The 17,011-nt window shown below is 62.8% G+C and carries 14 protein-coding genes; 5 read left to right on the top strand and 9 right to left on the bottom strand.

Annotated features, from left to right (window positions below):
- The first annotated feature begins 752 nt into the window (after positions 1-752).
- Positions 753-1,226, top strand: coding sequence for a L,D-transpeptidase (locus AC0L26_RS09385; protein ID WP_473632699.1), 474 nt, complete (start codon positions 753-755; stop codon positions 1,224-1,226).
- Between the two features lie 94 nt (positions 1,227-1,320).
- On the opposite strand, the gene AC0L26_RS09380 is transcribed toward AC0L26_RS09385, so the two are convergent.
- Both AC0L26_RS09380 and AC0L26_RS09375 read right to left on the bottom strand, forming a co-directional pair.
- Positions 1,321-4,407, bottom strand: a complete 3,087-nt coding sequence (locus AC0L26_RS09380) for an efflux RND transporter permease subunit (RefSeq protein ID WP_473632285.1) — start codon at positions 4,405-4,407, stop codon at positions 1,321-1,323.
- Positions 4,404-5,663, bottom strand: coding sequence for an efflux RND transporter periplasmic adaptor subunit (locus AC0L26_RS09375; RefSeq protein WP_473632284.1), 1,260 nt, complete (start codon positions 5,661-5,663; stop codon positions 4,404-4,406). The genes AC0L26_RS09380 and AC0L26_RS09375 overlap by 4 nt, the downstream gene beginning before the upstream one ends.
- A 150-nt stretch (positions 5,664-5,813) precedes the next feature.
- Here AC0L26_RS09375 and AC0L26_RS09370 point away from each other — a divergent pair, with 150 nt between their 5' ends.
- Positions 5,814-6,350 carry a TetR/AcrR family transcriptional regulator gene (locus AC0L26_RS09370; protein WP_473632283.1) on the top strand — a complete coding sequence of 179 codons (537 nt, stop codon included), beginning with the start codon at positions 5,814-5,816 and terminating at the stop codon, positions 6,348-6,350.
- A 131-nt stretch (positions 6,351-6,481) separates the two neighbouring features.
- Here the strand turns inward: AC0L26_RS09370 and AC0L26_RS09365 are convergent, their stop codons facing one another.
- Both AC0L26_RS09365 and AC0L26_RS09360 read right to left on the bottom strand, forming a co-directional pair.
- The gene (locus AC0L26_RS09365) at positions 6,482-7,642 is read right to left on the bottom strand and encodes a patatin-like phospholipase family protein (RefSeq protein ID WP_473632282.1); all 1,161 of its coding nucleotides are present in this window, start codon (positions 7,640-7,642) and stop codon (positions 6,482-6,484) included.
- A 27-nt stretch (positions 7,643-7,669) separates the two neighbouring features.
- The gene (locus tag AC0L26_RS09360; protein WP_473632698.1) at positions 7,670-8,416 is read right to left on the bottom strand and encodes an acetoacetate decarboxylase; all 747 of its coding nucleotides are present in this window, start codon (positions 8,414-8,416) and stop codon (positions 7,670-7,672) included.
- 220 nt (positions 8,417-8,636) lie between these two features.
- On the opposite strand from AC0L26_RS09360, the gene AC0L26_RS09355 reads away from it, so the two are divergent.
- Both AC0L26_RS09355 and AC0L26_RS09350 read left to right on the top strand, forming a co-directional pair.
- Positions 8,637-9,425 carry a 3-hydroxybutyrate dehydrogenase gene (locus AC0L26_RS09355; protein WP_473632281.1) on the top strand — a complete coding sequence of 263 codons (789 nt, stop codon included), beginning with the start codon at positions 8,637-8,639 and terminating at the stop codon, positions 9,423-9,425.
- A gap of 222 nt (positions 9,426-9,647) precedes the next feature.
- Positions 9,648-10,700, top strand: coding sequence for an ABC transporter ATP-binding protein (locus tag AC0L26_RS09350; protein ID WP_473632280.1), 1,053 nt, complete (start codon positions 9,648-9,650; stop codon positions 10,698-10,700).
- Here the strand turns inward: AC0L26_RS09350 and AC0L26_RS09345 are convergent.
- Positions 10,697-12,376, bottom strand: coding sequence for an ABC transporter permease (locus tag AC0L26_RS09345; protein ID WP_473632279.1), 1,680 nt, complete (start codon positions 12,374-12,376; stop codon positions 10,697-10,699). The genes AC0L26_RS09350 and AC0L26_RS09345 overlap by 4 nt on opposite strands.
- A 75-nt stretch (positions 12,377-12,451) precedes the next feature.
- Positions 12,452-13,426 (bottom strand): ABC transporter substrate-binding protein, encoded by a 975-nt coding sequence (locus AC0L26_RS09340; RefSeq protein ID WP_473632278.1) that lies wholly within the window; start codon positions 13,424-13,426, stop codon positions 12,452-12,454.
- Between the two features lie 232 nt (positions 13,427-13,658).
- On the opposite strand from AC0L26_RS09340, the gene AC0L26_RS09335 reads away from it, so the two are divergent.
- On the top strand, positions 13,659-13,928 hold the full coding sequence (locus AC0L26_RS09335) for a hypothetical protein (protein WP_473632277.1): 270 nt from the start codon (positions 13,659-13,661) through the stop codon (positions 13,926-13,928).
- Positions 13,929-13,937: 9 nt separating this feature from the next.
- Here AC0L26_RS09335 and AC0L26_RS09330 read toward each other — a convergent pair whose 3' ends face one another.
- The 3 genes from AC0L26_RS09330 to AC0L26_RS09320 form a co-directional block, all read right to left on the bottom strand.
- Complete coding sequence (locus AC0L26_RS09330; protein WP_473632276.1) at positions 13,938-15,023, bottom strand: Gfo/Idh/MocA family protein; 1,086 nt, start codon at positions 15,021-15,023, stop codon at positions 13,938-13,940.
- 172 nt (positions 15,024-15,195) lie between these two features.
- Positions 15,196-15,960: an ATP-binding cassette domain-containing protein gene (locus tag AC0L26_RS09325; RefSeq protein ID WP_473632275.1), complete on the bottom strand. Its 765-nt coding sequence runs from the start codon at positions 15,958-15,960 to the stop codon at positions 15,196-15,198.
- Positions 15,957-16,892, bottom strand: a complete 936-nt coding sequence (locus tag AC0L26_RS09320; protein ID WP_473632697.1) for an ABC transporter permease — start codon at positions 16,890-16,892, stop codon at positions 15,957-15,959. Before AC0L26_RS09320 ends, AC0L26_RS09325 begins: the two co-directional genes overlap by 4 nt.
- Positions 16,893-17,011: the final 119 nt, after the last annotated feature.

Genomic DNA, 17,011 nt, shown 5'->3' with positions numbered 1-17,011 from the left:
CCCGGTCCAATAAATTTAGGTTTAATCCTCTTCTTTCCAAATTGGGGTTTCGGCGCCATTTCTGGCAACCCCCCCCCGCCCCCGCCCCCCCCGCGGCCCCCCCGGGCGGGGGGGGGGCCTTCGGTCCTCTCGGCTGCAAGTTGCCGGAGGGGCCGCGCATCTTCTTCAGCCCAAAACCGACCCGCCAGAGGGCCTTGAGCCGGTTAATGCGCAGGCTGGATACGATCCAGACCGTGGCGAAAAACAGTGCGGCATGCAGCGTCGAAACTTCGCCTGAAGTCATCCCCGCAAGCTTCGTCGTCGGGCCGCCGGCTAGGGTGCCAACGCCGCCAACGATCGCTGTGGCTATGCTTATCCCGAAAAGCCAGGATGTTGCGCTCGATTGCAGGTTCATCTTCGTTTGTGCCGGCTGTTCTCGTTGGGTCAACTCTGCGGGCGGCCTGTATCCAGATCATGCCGCCAGCTCGCGCGCTTGGTTGCAAATTGGTTTCGAGGCAAGTCAAATTTCTTTCATATGAGGGAAGATCGCGCTTTCGTTTGGCGATGACTGTATCTTTTCGCTGGTCCGAGCTGGCGGCGTTGTCCTCGGTTCCAGCTTGGGACGCGCCTCGGGACAGGCTTCCCGGCTGTTAACCAGAGGAAACAGATCCGAAACACAAATGGCTGCGATACGAAATCAATTCGAAACATCACCCAACGATAAGCCGGTCATCGAATTGGAGCCGGCCATGTCCGGTAGACAGGGGGATCTCATGTACACTGCCATTTCCGCCAAGCTCATCAACATCGCTGCCGTTGCCGTCACAGGTGCGGTTCTTCTGCTCGGCGCCGGCAACAGCGTTGCCCATGCGACCAGTCGGGCCGCCAATCAGATCGTGGCGCGGATTTCGCTTTCGCAGCAGACGATGGAAGTCCTGGTCGACGGGCGGGCGACTTTCGCGTGGAAGGTCTCGACCGGCGGCAAGGGGTATGTCACCCCGACTGGCTCGTTCAAGCCGACCCGCATGCACCAAATGTGGTATTCGAGGAAATACGACAATGCGCCGATGCCGCATTCGGTCTTCTTCAAGGGCGGCTACGCCGTCCATGCGACCAATTTCGTCAAGCGCCTGGGACAGCCGGCCTCGCATGGCTGCGTGCGGCTGCACCCGGCCAATGCCGCCGATTTCTACCAGCTTGTCGAGATTTTCGGCCCGGCCAACACCCGGATCGTCATCGTCAAATAAATAGCCAAAGACGATCCGCCGCCGGTGCAAACACATGCCGGGTCGGACATCATCGCTCAAGAAAAAGGCCGGAATTTCCGGCCTTTTTCGTTAATCAATCAATTGGCACCGGCATCAGCTTCGGGTCCGGCTTCTCGGCGTGATGCGGCAGGTCCTTGCTGGCGATGAAGGTGTAGAACATCGGCACCACGAACAGGGTGAACATGGTTCCGACCAAAATGCCGGTGAAGATCACCAGGCCCATCGAATAGCGTGCCGCAGCACCCGCGCCGCTGGAGATGATCAGCGGCACCACGCCGAGCGCCATCGCCGCCGTCGTCATCAGGATCGGCCGCAGACGCACCTTGGCCGAGGCGATGATCGCATCGCGCCGCCGCATCCCGTGGAGTTCGCGCTGCTGGTTGGCGAACTCGACCAGAAGAATGCCGTGCTTGGTGATCAGACCGATCAGCGTGATCAGGCCGACCTGCGTGTAGATGTTGAGCGTTCCCAGCCCCAGATTGAGCGGCACGATTGCGCCGAAGATCGACAGCGGCACCGACATCATGATGATCAACGGATCGCGGAAGCTTTCGAACTGTGCCGCCAGCACCAGATAGATGACGAGAACGGCTGCTGCAAAGGCGACGATGATCGTGTAGCCCTGTTCCTTCTCCTGCCGCGACTGGCCGGTATAGTCGATGAAGAAGGTGTCGGGCAGGCTTTCCCTGGCGATGTCCTCGATGGTTTTCAGCCCGTCGCCGGTGGTGACGGTGGGCAATGGCAGAGCGGAAATCGTGGCGGAATTCAACTGGTTGAACTGCTCGATCACCGCCGGCGAGGCGTTGTTCGAAATCTTCACCACCGCCGAGAGCGGCACCATCTCGCCGGACGCACTGCGCACGAAATACTCGGCCAGCTTTTCGGGATTGTCGCGGAAGTTCTGCGGCACCTGCGGGATGATGTCGTAGCTGTTGGATTCGCGGTCGAATTGCGCCACTTCGGCGCCACCGACCAGGAGCGTCAGCGTCCGGCCGATGTCGGCGATCGGCAGGTTGAGCGCCGCGGCGCGGTCGCGGTCGATCGTCACCGTCACTTGCGGCGCATCGAAAGTCATCGAATTCTGCACCACCAGGAACCGGCCGGAGGCCTGTGCCTTGTTCTTGATGTCCTCGGCCGCCTCGTAAACCTGGGAGGCCTCGCCGGTCGAGCGCACCACCATCGTGATCGGCAGGCCGCCGCCGGAGCCGGGCAGCGTCGGCGGTGCGAAGACGAAAGCTTCGACGCCCGCCACCTTTCCGAGACGGCCCGTGATGTCTTCCTGGAGTTCCTTCGAGCTGCGCGTACGCTCGGCCCAGTCCTTGAACGCAAAACCGACGAAAGCGCTGTTCGTCTGGCCGCCGCCGAAGGCGACTGCCGAGAACCGTGCCCGCGTCTCAGGCAGGTCGTCGACCAAGCCGAGGATCTGATTGACGTAGCTCTCGGTATAGTCCGACGTCGCGTAGCGCGGTGCGGTCACCAGCGAAAGCAGAAAGCCCTGGTCTTCCTCCGGCGCCAGTTCGCTCGCGGTCTTGGTAAACATGAAGCCGGTCGTGGCGACCAGGGCGACGACGATCATCAGCGTCACCGGGCGATATTTCAACGAGCCGCTGACCAGCCGCTCATAGATGTTCTCGACGCGCCCGAACGTGCTGTCGACAATGCGCTGGAAGCGGCTGTGCGAGCCGGCCCTCAGGATGCGTGCCGACATCATCGGCGTGATGGTGAGCGCGACGATACCCGAAATCACCACCGAGCCGGCAAGCGTCACCGCGAATTCCCGAAATAGCGCGCCGGTCAGGCCGCCGGTGAAGGCCAGCGGCGCGAACACGGCGGCGAGCGTTATCGTCATGGCGATGACGGCGGACGAGATCTCCCGCATGCCGTTGAAGGCCGCCTGCATCGGCGACATGTTGTCTTCTTCCATGTGGCGGTGAATGTTTTCCACCACCACGATGGCATCGTCGACGACGAGGCCGATCGCCAGCACCATGGCCAGCAACGACAAAAGGTTGATCGAATAACCCAGCGTAAACAGCAGGAAGCAGACCCCGATCAGCGACAGCGGAATGGTCACGATCGGCATCAACACCGATCGGAACGAGCCGAGGAAGAGCAGGATGACGACGATGACGATGATGACCGCCTCGCCGATGGTCTTGAACACCTCCTCGATCGAGGCGCTGATCTGCTCGGTCGAATCGTAGACGATCTCGATCGTCATGCCGAGCGGCAGCGTCTCCTGGATTGTCGGCACAATTTCGTGAATTGCCTCCGCTGTCGTCAGCGGATTGGCAGCCGGCGTCGGGAAGATGGCCAGAAAGATGCCGGGCTTGCCATTGAAAGTCACCCTGGTGTCGGTGTTCGCCGCGGCAAGTTCGACCCGCGCCACGTCGCGCAGCCTCACCACATTGCCGTTGTTCGAGCGGAGCGGAAGGGCGGCGAAGGCCTCCGGCGTCTGCAGCGTCGAGCGGACGGTGATGGAGGAGGCGACGTATTCGTTTTCGGTCTTGCCGGGTGCGGAGAGAAAATTCGATTCGTTGATGGCGGTCAGCACTTCCGCCGCCGTCACGCCGCGCGCCGCCAGTTTTATGGGATCGATCCAGATGCGCATCGAATATTCGGCGGCCCCGAAGATCTGTACGTCGGCGACACCCTCGACCGTCGACATGCGCGGTCGCACGACGCGCTCGATATATTCGGTGAGCTGTTCGGGCGTCATGTTCGGATTCTGCATCGAGATATACATCATCGCGAACTGCTCGCCGGTGCCCTTGACGATCACCGGGTCTTCGGCCTCGTCAGGCAAATCGCCGCGCACGCCTTGCACCTTCGACAAGACTTCGTTCAGCGCGACGTCGGGGTTGGAGCCAAGCTTCATCTGCACCGTCACGGTGCTGGAGGACGGCCGGCTCGCCGACGTGACATAGTCGATGTTTTCGGTCGAAGCGACGGCACGGGCGATTGGCGCGGAAATGAACCCCTGGATCAGGTCGGCGCTGGCGCCGGGATAGGCCGTGGTGATCGTGATGGCCGTTTCTTCAACCTCCGGATACTGCCTGATCGAAAGGTTGAAGATGCCCTGGAAACCCAAAAGCAGGATCATCAAGGCGAGCACGGTCGAAAGGACCGGGCGGCGGATGAAGAGGTCGGAAAAGCTCATTGCTGGGCCTGCTGGTTTGCCGGCTTGGTCGGGTCGATCGTGTTGTCGACGGCAACGGACATGCCGTTGGAGAGCCGGTTCTGGCCAGCGGTAACGACTTCGTCGCCGGGCTGAATGCCTTCCAGGATTTCAACCAGGCCGGCGTTGCGGCGGCCGGGCTTGACGAACACCTGGGCGAGCACGAGCTGCGGCTTCTGTTCTTCCGCCGTCGGTTCGGCCGCGGTAGCCGCCGGTTTTTCCTCGGGTTTTGCCGCGGGCGCTTCGGCCGCGGGCTTCGCAGTATCCGTGGCGGGCTTTTCTTCCGGCTTCGCAGCAGCAGGGGCGGCGCCATTGGTCGCGGCTGGCTTCGCCGGACGCACCACAAAGACAAAGTCACCGTACAGGCTTGAGGTCAGCGCGGTTTGCGGCAGCGTCAGTACGTTGTTTTCCTCAGGCAGTTCGACGCGCACTTGCACGAACTGGCCAGGGGTCAGCTTGCCTTCGGGATTGGCGACCTCGGCCCTGACCGTCACCAACCGGCTGGTCGGGTCGATCTTCGGGTCGATACCACGGATGGTGCCGGTGAACGGCAGCTCGCCGTCACCAACGCCCAGCCGCACCGTCTGGCCGATCTTCAGCAGCGGAAGCTGCTGTTCGGGAACGGAGAAATCGGCCCGCATCGTCTCCAGATCCTGCAGCGTCGCTACGGAAGTGCCGGGGGAGAGATACTGGCCGAGATCGATCCTTGGAATACCAACGGTGCCGCTGAAGGGCGCGGTCAGCAGCTTCTGCTCGAGCACCGCCTGCAGCCTGTTGACCTGCGAAGTGGAAGCCGATGCGGCGGCCCGCGCCGAGTCGAGCGTCGATTCCGAGCCGACACCGCGTTTCTGCAATTCGAGGGCGCGCGTCAACGCCGTCTGGTCTAGCGCTGCTTGCGCCTTCGTCGCATCGAGATCGGCGCGTTCGGCGGCATCGTCGAGCTGAAGGAGAACCGCATTGGCTTCAACCTTCTGATTGGCGTGAAACAGGATGTTCTTGACGATGCCGGCGGTCTCGACGGTCAAGTCGACGCCGCGGACCGCACTGACCGTACCGATCGCCTCGACGCCCGGCATCCAGTTCGTCGGCTTGACAATTGTGGTCGACACGGTCGCGGCCGGCGGTTTCATCGTGGCGAAGAATTGCTGCATTGCATTGTCGCGGAACAAATTGAAGCCGACGATGCCACCGCACACCAGCACGAGCAGAATGAAGGCGATGATGAAGCGCTTGATCACGAACAGTCCCCTTGGCCACGGCCCGGCATAACGGTCGGATGACCGGAACACATAGCTGTGACTGGTCCCGATTTCAAATGATGGCGCTCTTACTGTACCGTCTGGACGGTCTTGTCAATTCCGCGTAAGCTAATGTATGGGGAGCGATTGATGAAAGCCCGCAGAGTAAATTCGCGTCAGAAGATTCTCGCCGCTGCCGCTGATGTAGCGCGCGAGTCGGGCCCTGGCAGCCTGTCACTGGATGCAGTTGCCAGCCGAGCCGGCGTGTCGAAAGGCGGCTTGCTGTACAATTTCCCGACCAAGGCCAAACTGATGCAGGCGCTGGTGGAGGATTATCTGCGCGCCTTCGAGCGGGCGCTGGAATCCGCCCGCACGGCCGGCGCCACCGGTGAAAGTCCGCTTGCGACTTACATCAAGCTTTCGGCCGAACATGCCGAGGAATCGAAACCGTCGGCCTCCTGGATCTTTTCGGCAATCGCCGAAGATCCCGATTTTCTGACCCCGATAAAATCCTTCAGGCGGCAAGTTTTCGAGCGGCTCAAGGGAGAGACGCCGGATCTCAAGGCGCTGCTTGTCTGCTACCTCGCTATCGAAGGGCTTCGCAGCATGAACCTCTTCGACTCGGACGTGCTCTCACATGACGAACGTCGGTTGCTGGTATCCTCCTTGCTGGAAATTGCTGGGTAAATCGAGGAATTCCATCATAGCCGGTCCGGCCGGCGGTTTCTCGTCCGCTCCGGTCCAGCGAAGACTTTCCATCCTAAACCAAAATCGCAGCGCACCCTCGGGTCAGCCGCAGGCAGGCTTTTTGCGCGACGTCAGGTCGGATCGTCGCGGTGCAAATCGTAGATGGCGACGCCCTCGATATTGGTCGGCAGGACCAGCCATTGGCGATGGCGTAGCGTCCGCTGCGTATCCTCGAGCCCCATTTCCCAGTGCTCGCGCATCGAGGTGCCCGAGAATTCGTAGTCCTTGGCGTGCCCCTCGTAGCCCTTGTGCTGGTAGATCAGGTGTATGATGTTGACCACGCCGGCATCCGAATAGTCCGCGATCAGCTCTTTCTCTCCTTCCTTAAGCAATTCGGCCGGGACGCGTTTCAGCGCATCGAGGAGCTTCATCTTCAGAGCGTGGATGCGCTGGAAATTGTCGGTGTTCTGCCGCGTGCGGCTCGAATACATGATGTCCTTGTGCCGCGACAGAACATCGGCCATGCCGCGCGGCAAGGCGCCACGCGCGCTGAACAGGTCGACCTGGAACACCAGCGAGCTGCGGTCCTCTTCCTGATCAAGAAGATATTGCAGCGGCGTGTTGGAAACGATGCCGCCATCCCAGTAATACTCACCCTCGATACGAACCGGCGGAAAGGCCGGCGGCAGTGCTCCGCTCGCCATTATGTGCTCGGGCCCGATGCGTACATTCTCGGTGTCGAAATAGACGAAGTTGCCTGTTCTGACGTTGACCGCACCGACGCTGAGCCGCTTCTTGCCGTCGTTGAGGATATCGAAATCGATCAGCCCTTCCAAAGTCTCCTTCAACTCGGCCGTGTCATAAAAGCTGGTGGCGCCTTCAGCACCCGGCTGCTCGAACCACGGGTTGGGGTGGCGCGGCTTGAAGAAGCCAGGCTGGCCCATGGTCATCGTCATCCATGAGCTGGTACGGTTGCGGATATCGCGGTAAATGTCGCCCTCGGGCGTATAGGCCCAGATCTTGCGCCCCGAAATCGTCTGCCAGAATTGCTCGAGCCGCTCCAGCCGGCGGCCCGGCTCGTTGCCGGCGATGATCGATGCGTTGATCGCGCCGATCGACACGCCGGAGAGCCAGGTCGGCTCGCAGCCGGCTTGAGCAAGCGCCTGGTAGACACCGGCCTGATAGGCGCCGAGTGCACCGCCGCCCTGAAACACCAGCGCTACACGGTCGTATTGCGCCGAGATTTCCTCGATGGTGGCGGCGATTGCCTTCTTGCGGTTGCGTTCAAGCACGGCTTTGCCTCCGAATGGTTTCTGCGGTCAGGTGCGGTCGACGAGATAGTCATGAACCACCTCGCCTAGCCCAAGCGTCAGATCGGCGGTGAAGTGAACGGCCGAGACGATGTCGAGCACGGGCAGGCGCGCCACGTCGGCCATGACGTGCGGCCGGAGATCGAGCGCCGCCGGTGCCGTCCAGGCCTCCTTCAACGTCACCTCGGTGAGATGATAGCGCACCAGTTCGCAGATACGCGGCGTGCCGTCGACATGCGGGATGATCTTGATGAGGAAATTGGGCTGGGCAAGCGAGGCGAGGATCTGGTCATGATCGGCCGGCCGGTGCTTATAGCCCATCGTGCCGGTGGCGCACAGAACGCTGCCATAATGCAGCGTACCGACCACCACCTCGCCCTCATGCACAAGCTTCGGGTTGGCGAGCTTCTTCGGAAAACCCCAGAGCTCGCGGCCGCCGGCGATCGGCGCGTCGTCGTCGAGAAACATGGAATGGACATAGGCGCCGTGTTCACCCTTGTAGCGCACAGGGATGACCTGGCCGGTCTCGGTATAGTCACCGAAGCCGGTTGAATCGGGCATGCGGATGAATTCGTATTTGACCACCGGCTCATCGATCTCCAGTGGCGCCGGCACCACCGCCTCCAAGGCTTCGCGCGTCGTGCGATAGGTGATGATGACATATTCGCGGTCGAAGAAACGATAGGGCCCGGGCGGGAAGGACGGATTGGTGAGCGGCATCGCATAGGCGCGCTTCACGACGTCGGCGATTTCCAAGCTGGTGCCCCATTGGTCGAGGAAAAGACTGCGCAAGTGCGCACCGGCTTGTGTTGCACGGCACCATGACAATGCCGTGTCAGCCGTCTGACAGGCCCTTCGAACAGGGCTGCTGACGCCGTCGCAACCTTGTAATCGCGCCGACACATGGCTGTGGCATTGTCATGTTGCGGCGCACAAAGCCATTCCTCAATTTCCTCCCACCTGTCGCGAGATCATCATGGGTTTCCTGTCTTCGAAGAACGCGCTCGTCACCGGCTCGACCAGCGGCATTGGCCTTGGCATCGCCCGAGCCTTCGCCGCCGAAGGCGCCAACGTCACCATCAATGGCTTGGGCGACGCAGCCGCCATCGAGCAGGAGCGCGCCGGCATCGAAACGGACTTCGGCGTCAAATGCCGTTATTCGGGAGCCAACATGATGGACGGGGCAGCGGTGAGCGCCATGGTACGCGAGGCCGAGGAGGCCTTCGGCAGTCTCGACATCCTGGTCAACAATGCGGGCATCCAGCATGTTGCGCCGATCGAGGAATTCCCTGATGACAAATGGGAAGCCATCATCCGTATCAATTTGCTCGCCGCCTTCTATGCGATCAAGGCGGTGCTGCCCGGTATGAAGGCGCGCAAATGGGGTCGCATCATCAACACCGCGTCGGCGCACGCGTTGGTCGCCTCGCCGTTCAAATCAGCCTATGTGTCGGCCAAGCACGGCATAGCAGGCCTGACCAAGACGGTGGCACTGGAGGCGGCACTCGACGGCATCACCGTCAATGCGATCGCGCCCGGCTATGTCTGGACGCCGCTGGTCGAAAGGCAGATTCCCGACACGATGAAGGCGCGCGGCATGACCGAGGAGCAGGTCAAGCATGATGTGCTGCTCGCGGCACAGCCGACCAAGGAGTTCGTCACCGTCGAGGAGCTTTCTGCGCTGGCGCTGTTCCTGTGCTCGGATTCAGCCAAACAGATCACCGGAACGGCCTTGCCGATGGATGGCGGCTGGACGGCGCAGTAAGCACGGGCGTCAGTCCTGCCGTCATTGTCAGGGTCGAATTTCCAACGTATTGCCCACCTTAAAGCGCGTCGCATTGATGAGATTCACGCGACGCGCTTTAAGGTCTTTTTGTATGCATGTGGTTATCGCAAAACCGCTGCGCACTTTTGCGCGACATGCATTGGGCCGCGCTGGTTGCGCAATAACCGGCGCGAGGCGCACTGATACGCCAATGGGTAAAGCATGAGCGAAATCAAGGTGGAGCGTCTCAGTAAGCGGTTCAACGAAACCGCAGCACTTGACGCCGTTTCGCTGGACTTCGCGGCGGGCTCCTTCACCGCGCTGCTCGGCCCCTCCGGGTGCGGCAAGACCACGATGCTGAGGCTGATCGCCGGCTTCGAGGCACCCAGCGACGGCAGCGTCTTCTTCGGCAAGGAATTGATGGCCGATCCGCAGCGGCAGGTGCCGCCGGAAGCGCGCGGCGTCGGGGTCGTCTTCCAGTCCTATGCGCTGTGGCCCCATATGGATGTCGCGGCAAACGTCGCCTATCCGTTGAGGGCCCGGCATGTCGAGCGGGGCGCAATCGCCGGCCGTGTCGGCGCTGTTCTCGACGTCGTCGGGCTCGCAGGATTTGAAGGCCGCCGCATCGAGGAACTGTCCGGCGGCCAGCGTCAGCGCGTGGCGCTAGCGCGCTGCCTGGTCGCCGACGCCAGGATCATCCTATTCGACGAACCGCTCGCCAATCTCGACATGCATTTGCGCGCATCGATGGTCGGCGCGTTTCGCGACGTCCATCGCCGCACCGGCGCCACCGTCGTCTATGTCACCCACGACCAGGCCGAGGCCCTGGCACTGGCCGACCGCGTTGCCATTATGAGCCGAGGCAGGGTGCTGCAGGCGGCGGCGCCGCGGGAGGTCTATCGCGCGCCGGCCAATGCCACGGTTGCCGGCTTTGTCGGGCGCGGTTCCATCGTTGCGGGGATGGTGATCGATCATGCCGAGGGAATCGCAACGGTCGACGTTGCAGGACATCGCTTTGCGGCGCGAAGCGCCGGGATATCGTCCGGACCGGTCAATATCCTGCTGCGGCCGGAAGCGCTGCGGATTTCACCTGAGGGCATGCCGGCGACGGTGCTCGACAGCATCTATCGAGGCCCGGTTCATGAGGTGCGGCTGGCCTTGCCAGCGAAAGGACAGGAATTGCTGATCGACAATACCGAGGCAGTTGCAGTCGGCCAGAGCGTGCATGTCGCCGTCTCGGATGCTTGGATTATCCCAGACTCTGAGCCTTCTTAGCGCCAGGGCAAGACGCCTGATGGAAGTCGCCGTCCGAACCGATCGAGCACAAGCAGCAGGACGACGACAACGGCAATTGTGGAAACGGCGATCGCGGCTGCCTGCGTTCCCAAACCTGCTTCCTCGAGGCTGAACAGCACCACGCCAAGCGTCTCGTTGCCGCTCGACCAGAGCAAGGCCGAGACCGTCAGCTCATTGAAGGCGCTCATGAAAACGAGCAGCCCGCCGGCCACGGCAGCGGGTGCCGCAAGCGGCGCGGTTATCGTCACTAGCCGGCGAAGGGTTCCGGCTCCCGACACCGCCGCCGCCTCGTCGAGATCGCGTGAAATCTGTCCGACCGCGGTCGCCACCGGTTTCAAGGCAAGCGTGAAAAACCGCATCGCATAGGCGACAACGATGATCGATGCCGTTGCATAGAGGCTGCCGATCAGCGGCAGCGGGCGCAGGAACAAGAGGATGCAGGCTATCGCAAGCACGACGCCGGGGACGGCATAGGGCAGGTCGACGACACCGCCGAGGAGGCGCTGCCAGCGCCGGCCGAGCCGTTCGAGCACCGCGGTCACCGGTATGACGCCGATGGCGAGGATCAGTGCGGCACTACCGGCAAAAAGAAGGGAATTGCGGAAGGCGCGAACGGTCGAAGCCTGGCGGATCAGAACCTCGGCATAGTTGGACGCGGTCATCGTCTCCCAGCCAAGCGGCACGCCGAACGACGGGACGAGCGACGTCGCCAGTAGCGCGCAAGCCGGAAGCACAAGGATGAAACCGATCACCAGCCAGCCAAGGCCGGCGAGCGGCAGTCGGTAGCGCCCAAGCTCGAACCGCGCCGGCGTGCCTGAAGTAAAGCGGTGCGCGGCGCCACGCAGGACCAACGACTGGCAAGCAACGCCGGCCAGCGCCAGTACTCCGACCAGCACCGACAGCGCCGTGATCTGCGGCAGGACACCAGGCCCGAAGCTCGACAGGTCCTGATAGATCAGCGTCGGCAGCGTCAGATAGTTGACCGGCATTCCGAGCAAAGCGGGGATGCCGAAATTGCCGACTCCCGAAACGAAGGCAAGTGCCGCTGCGGCCACGATATACGGACGCACGACCGGCAGGACGATGGTCCATAGCACCGATAACGGCCTGGCGCCGGAGGCCCTGGCAGCCTCGACGAGATCGCGAGGGATCCGGGAAAGCCCGGCCCGCAGCGTGATGAAGACTATCGGTGCATGCTGGACGGCGTAAAGCAGGATGATGCCGTTGCGGCCAAGCATTGGATTGGGTGTTCCCGGCGGTGGCGCCATGCCGACCATGCCGAGAAGCGTGCTGGACGGGCCAAACAGATGCAGCCACGACAGAGCGGTAACCTGCGGCGCGATCATCAGCGGCAGTAAAAGCAGGAAGCCGAGGGGCTTTCGTCCGGGCAGGTCGGTCATCGTGACGGCGACGGCGAAAGGGCCACCGAGGCAAACCGCCAGCACGGCGCCGAAAAAGGCAGTATCCAGCGTATGCCACATCGCCCGCAAGGCAGCGGGCTTGGCCAGGCGTTCTGCGAATGCGCCGAAGTCGAGCTCGCCGCCCGGCGCGACGGCCGCGACGAGAAGCCTGACCATCGGCAGCAGACTGAGCAGAGCGATGACCAGCAGGACGGCGAGCACCGATGCGCGAAACCCCGGTGTGGCCCGCGACATGTGTCCGCGTCGCGCCGACGCACGTTGCCCTGGGAGGATGTCCTGCGCGGAAGACACCGCTGGCTGCTCAGCCGGCTACTGGCTCATCACGGCGCCGAACTTTTCCTTGTTGGCGGCGTCGTTGGCGAGTGCGGCGGCTGCATCGTAGCTCAGCACCTTGATCGACGAGCGGTCGGGATAGCCGGCCGGCAGGGCAATGTCGGCGCGTGCCGGAATATAGCCCATCTTGGCGGCGGCCTCCTGGCCGTCCTTGGACAGCAGGAAATCGACGAAGGCCTTGGCAGCGTCGGGGTTCTTGGCCGTGGACAGGATAGCGACCGGCTCGGTGACGGCCGAGACGCCTTCCCTGGGGAAGACGAATTCGACGGGAGCGCCCTTGGCCTTTTCACGGATGGGCATGTAGTCGACGATCATGCCGAACAGCTTATCGCCGCCGCTGACGGCTTTCAGGACGTCGCCATTGCCGCCGCTTGCCTGGGCGCCGTTCTTGGCGAGCGCGCCGTAATAGTCCCAGCCTTCCGGCAGATTGCCGGTCAGCGTCACGGTGTGGATCATCGCCGCACCCGAGGTGAGCGGGCTGGGCATCGCGACAAGGCCCTTCGCCCCCGGCTTGGTGAGGTCTTCCCAGCTCGCCGGCACGAAGGGCGCCTTGGTGTTGTAGACAATGCCGGTCGTGATCAGCTTGGTCGAGAAATACGTCTTGTCCTTGTCGTAGAGGGCGGCGTCGATACCGGAGATATCGGCCTCGGGATAGGCGAGCAGCCTTCCTTCCTTCTTCAGGCCTTCCATGGTGACAACGTCGGCGATCAGAAGCACATCCGCCTGCGGCTGACCGGCCTCGATCTCGGCACGCAGCTTGGCCAGGATCTTCGGCGTTCCATCGCGCACCCATTCGACCTTGACTGCGGGATACTTCGCCATGAACGCATCGACGGTCTGCTGTGCGTCGGTGTTGGGCTGGCTCGTGTAGACGACCAGCTTGCCGTCGGCAGCCGAAGCGCCTGCGACGGCGGATGCCAGAAACATGGCGGCGAGAATGATCTTGCGCATGGAAAACCCCACTTGGTGTGAAGAGACTGATTTAGTGTAAAAGGCGGGTCCGGCTGAGCGCCGGATGCGAGAACGCTCTCCCTAGCGCCGCAGGATAAACCTATTGTGACAGGCGGGGATCGGCAAGGATGGCAGGTTTTTCGCCGCCGCCTCGGACGGTCCGGGGAACTTTTGCTCGGCTGGCGATTTTGGATGTATGGTGAGACGCTGAACGGCCAGAAGGTGATTGCCGATGACGACAAAACGCTTTGCGATCCGCGCTCTCGTTTTGGGGGTAGTCTGCTGCACGTCCGCCTCGGCCTTCGCTGGGAGTCGCGACCAACGGGCTGATCCTGAACGCTACGTTCCCGCTGAAGGCGACATCATCGACATCCTGTTCGGCGGCCCGCGCTATTATGACCAGCAGTTGTTCACGACAGCCGCAGGAGCCTGCTCCTACCACCGGGTCGGGCCCGACGCGAACGCGCTGAACAAGATCAACGATCACCACTGCGGGAAGTAGGCGGTAGCCTCAGCGATCGCCAATCTCCTTCATCCGCGCGATAATCTCCGCCATCAGAGCGAGATCACGGCGTGAATCGGCGAGGTCCGTCAGCGGCTTCGTGCCGTCCGTGATATGGCGGTGGAAAACCTCCAGCTCGTTGGAGAAAGCGTCGCCATATAGCGGCCCGAACATCCTGGTCACGGGTCCGAGCGGTCCGGCTTCCGTCACTTCGAGCCGCGTCGGCAGGCTGCGGATATAGGGCGTGTCGTAGATGATGCGGATCCGTTTGGTATTCGAGCGCACCTCGATCATGGCGTCGAACAGGCCGAGATCGTCGACCACCGCGTCATACTGGCAGGCGAAATGGCCGTAGTCGAAGGTCACTGAGGTGTTGGCGCCGCCATTGGTGCGGTGCGCGGCGAGCACGCGGACCGGTTCGCCGATGAGCCCGCGCATCGCCGAAATATGATGAGAGGAGAGCGCGGTCAGGCCGCGATAGGCGCGCACGAGATCGGCGGGCGCATCGGCGCCCACCACTTCGCGGATCAGCGCGTCGCGTTCGCTGGCGCCGCGTGCCAGCAGGACCGGGTCGATGTCGGTGGGATAGAGGATGTTCTGGCTCTTCTTCAGGAAATGTCGGCCCTCGGAGATCAGGTCGAAGATGCGCACATGCGTGATGTCGGCAGCGTCGGGCAGTTCGTCCTTCGCCGCCAGATAGGCCGGCGCATAGCGGCGCATGTAGCCGACGAAGATCGTCTTGGCGTAGTTCGTCGTCAGCGCCAGCAATTCGTCGATCTCGCGCACCGTCAGGCAAGCGGGCTTTTCCAGGAGGATGTGCTTGTCGGCTGCTACGGCGGCGCGGACGAAACGGCTGTGGGTGTCATCGGACGACAGCACGAAGACCGCGTCGATGTCGGAGGAGTTGATCAGCGCCTCGGCCGTTTCGAAGGCCGTGGCGGTTGGATACTCGGACGAGCACAGTGCCACCAGGCTCGGCGAGACGTCATAGACGCCCGCTATCAGCCAGCGGTCGCGCTGGTCGGCCAATACAGGCAGATGGATCGATTGCGCGACCTCGCCAAGACCCACAAGTCCGACACGGATTATCGCCACTCGCAAACTCCCCTTTTGAAACAATCAATTCGTGACAGGCCGACCGGGTCGGCGGCTTCTAGAGCATGATGCCGAAAAGTGTGAAGCGGTTTTCGGACGACATCAGGCTCTATCTCTTTGATTTAGAGCCTGATTCAGATTTCAGGTCGACTTGACCTGAAATCATCCGGCTCTAGGCCGCGCCAGTGACAAGCGCGACGAGTTCGTTGCCGGTGGTTTCCGACGAACGCACGGTCGCCACCATCCGTCCCGCCCGCATCACCCAGATCTGGTCGGACAGGCGTCGCACCTGATCGAAATTGTGGCTGACCAGGATGACGCTCACCGCCTGCTCGCGCAGGCGCCGGATCAGCGCCTCGACATTGGCGGTTTCCTGTACGCCGAGTGCCGCCGTCGGCTCATCCATCACCACCAGCTTGGCGCCGGAGCCAGCGGCGCGACAGATCGAGATCGCCTGCCGCTGCCCGCCCGACAGACGCCGCACGCGCTGGTTGACCGAAGGCATGTTGATCGACAGGCGCGACAGCATGGCGCGCGCCTGCTCTCGCATCGCCTTGCGATCGAGCAGGGCGATGGGCCCGATCCGGCGCACGATCTCGCGGTTGAGGAACAGGTTCTGCGCCACCGTCAGTTCGTCGATCAGCGCCAGGTTCTGGTGCACCGTCTCGATGCCGGCCTTGCGTGCCTCGTCGGGATTGGCGAAGGGACGCGGCCGGCCGTCGAAGAAGATCTGGCCGCCATCCGGCACATGCACGCCGACCAGGCAGCGGATCAGCGTCGATTTGCCGGCGCCGTTGTCGCCGATGACCGCGGTGACCTCGCCGCGGCGAGCCTGGAAGGCGACGTCGGTGAAGGCGCGGATGCCGCCGAAATGCTTGCTCAATCCCTCGCAGGCCAGGATCGCGTCGGATGGCGGGATATGATGGACGGCGCTCATTTCTGGTACCGCATGATCAGGGCGGCCAGCACCACGATGGCACCCACGGCGAGCGGCTGGTAGAAGGCTGAAACGCTGAGCAGCGTCAGTCCATTGACCAGCGCGGTGAGCATCAGCGCGCCGATCGCCGGCCCAAGAATGCTGGCGCGGCCGCCGAACAGGCTGACGCCGCCGAGGACCACCGCCGCCACCGAATTGAGCAGAAGGCTGGTGTTGATCTGCGGTTCGGCCGAGCCGATGCGCGCCACCAGAAGCAGCGAGGCAATGCCGGCGCAGAAGCCCGAAATCGTATAGGCGGCGATCTTGACTCGGTTGGTGCGGATGCCGAGCGCGCCAGCGCTTTCGACCTGACCGCCGGTGGCCAGCAGATGCACGCCAAAGCGGGTGTGGTAGAGCGCGATATGCGCGACGATGACGGCTGCGATCGCTACCCAGACGGGATAGCCGAACGGTCCGAAGGAGCCGGAGGCGAGCTTGAGCAGGAAGGTCGAGCCGACCATCGTCGGCTCACCGCCCGACAGGATGAGGCCGAGGCCGGTGACGCCCGAAAGCGTGCCGAGCGTCACAACGAAGTCGGGAATTTTGCCGGCTGTAATGAGAACGCCGTTGAGGAAGCCCACCGCACTGGTGGCAAGAACAGCCAGCACACAGGCGAGGAAGATGCCGTAGCCGGCGGCGTTGACGAGGCCGAGGATGATTGCCCCCAGCATGACAGCTGCGGCTAGCGAAAGATCAATGCCGGCGGTCGCCACGACGAAGGTCTGGCCGATCGACAGCACGACTAGGATCGCCGCTGCCAGGAGCAGGGCCTGCAAATTGGCGACGCTGAGAAAGACTGGCTGACTGAGGCCGAAGACGATGACGAGGCCGACCAGGCCGGCGACGGAGGCCCAGTCGGCCCAGAAGGACGGATCAAGGAGGAGAGCCGACAGGGAGGGGCGGCTCTCCTCCGCGGGGCCCCCCGCGTGGCCGGGGGGGGGGGTTTTTTTGGGGGGGTGGGTATAAAAACAAGGGCTGGGGAGGGGGGTTTTGAGGCCCGGGGGGGGGGGGA

This window comes from Mesorhizobium sp. WSM4823 (assembly GCF_055811195.1).
The sequence above is the reverse complement of the archived record's forward strand: the minus strand, read 5'-3'. Positions and strand labels throughout refer to the sequence as shown.